2 protein-coding genes are annotated in these 1,199 nt (G+C 75.6%); one reads left to right on the forward strand and one right to left on the reverse strand.

Going from position 1 to position 1,199, the window contains the following annotated elements:
- Positions 1–464 (reverse strand): deoxyribodipyrimidine photo-lyase (locus J0670_RS38310; protein WP_207817381.1); only part of this gene is annotated, 464 nt, incomplete at its 3' end.
- Positions 465–610: 146 nt separating this feature from the next.
- On the opposite strand from J0670_RS38310, the gene J0670_RS38315 reads away from it, so the two are divergent.
- Positions 611–1,186, forward strand: coding sequence for a carbonic anhydrase (locus J0670_RS38315; RefSeq protein WP_374223251.1), 576 nt, complete (start codon positions 611–613; stop codon positions 1,184–1,186).
- The last annotated feature ends 13 nt before the right edge of the window (positions 1,187–1,199 follow it).

The following is a 1,199-nucleotide window of genomic DNA, read 5'->3' on the forward strand; positions in this document are numbered from 1 at the left end:
TAGTGATCGCGCCCGGCGGGTACCAGGGCGCCGGGCGCCACGATCGTGAGCCCCTCGTGCAGGTGCAGCCGCTGCCCCAGCGCCCGGCGCAGCGCCCGTTCACGGCGCACCGCGAACGCGGAGACACCCGCGGCCGCGTGGACGGTGTCGGCGCCGACCTCGGCCGCCAGGCGGGCGCACTGCTGGGCCGTGTCCCCGTGGCGCAGCACCAGGCGCGAGCCCGCCGCGCGCAGCGCGCGGTCGAGGTCGGCGAGGCTGTCGGCGAGGAAGGCCTGCCGGTTGGGGGCGGCGAAGCCGGCGGCGGCGACGGCGGGGTCGAGGACGAACAGCGGCACGACCTGCTCGGCGCGGGTGCGGGCGGCGTGCAGGGCGGGGTTGTCGTGCAGGCGCAGGTCCTGGGTGAACAGGACGACGGCGGTACGCGGCGCCGGCGCGGGCTTGGGCTTGGGCTTGGGCTTGGGCATGGGCCGACGATGGCAGTGCGGCACTGTCCGTGACCGGTGGACACGCCCTGGGCTGCGGTCCTCATCAGCGGCGATCTAGGGTGGCAGGCATGATCTCCTCCCCGATAGCGGGCCCCGAGTCCGGCCCCGACCAGGCACTCAAGGTGATGATGGAGGGCAACGCCCGCTTCGTCGCCGGCAGCCCCGAGCACCCCAACCAGGACGCCGGACGCCGGGCCGCGCTGGCCCCGGCGCAGCGCCCCTTCGCCGTGCTGTTCGGCTGCTCCGACTCCCGGCTGGCCGCCGAGATCATCTTCGACCAGGGCCTGGGTGACCTGTTCGTGGTGCGCACCGCTGGGCACGTGACGGGCGCGGAGGCGCTGGGCAGCATCGAGTACGGGGTGGCGGTGCTGGAGTGCCCGCTGGTGGTGGTGCTGGGGCACGACTCCTGCGGGGCGGTGGCCGCGGCGCTGGAGTCCCTGGACGCGGGCCGGCTGCCGGGCGGCTTCGTACGGGACGTGGTGGAGCGGGTGACGCCCAGTGTGCTGGCCGCGCACGCGGCGGGCATCCAGGACCCGGACGCGATCGTGGACGAGCACATCCGCCAGACGGTGGACCTGCTGATGGAGCGTTCCCAGCTGCTGGCCGCCCGGGTGGCCGAGGGACGGGCGGCCGTGGTGGGCCTGTCCTACCGGCTGCGTGACGGCCAGGCCCGCATGGTCGCCGCCCACGGCCTGGCCTGAAGTCACCGCGCGG

This window comes from Streptomyces sp. FH025, assembly GCF_017427025.1.
Lineage (GTDB): Bacteria > Actinomycetota > Actinomycetes > Streptomycetales > Streptomycetaceae > Kitasatospora.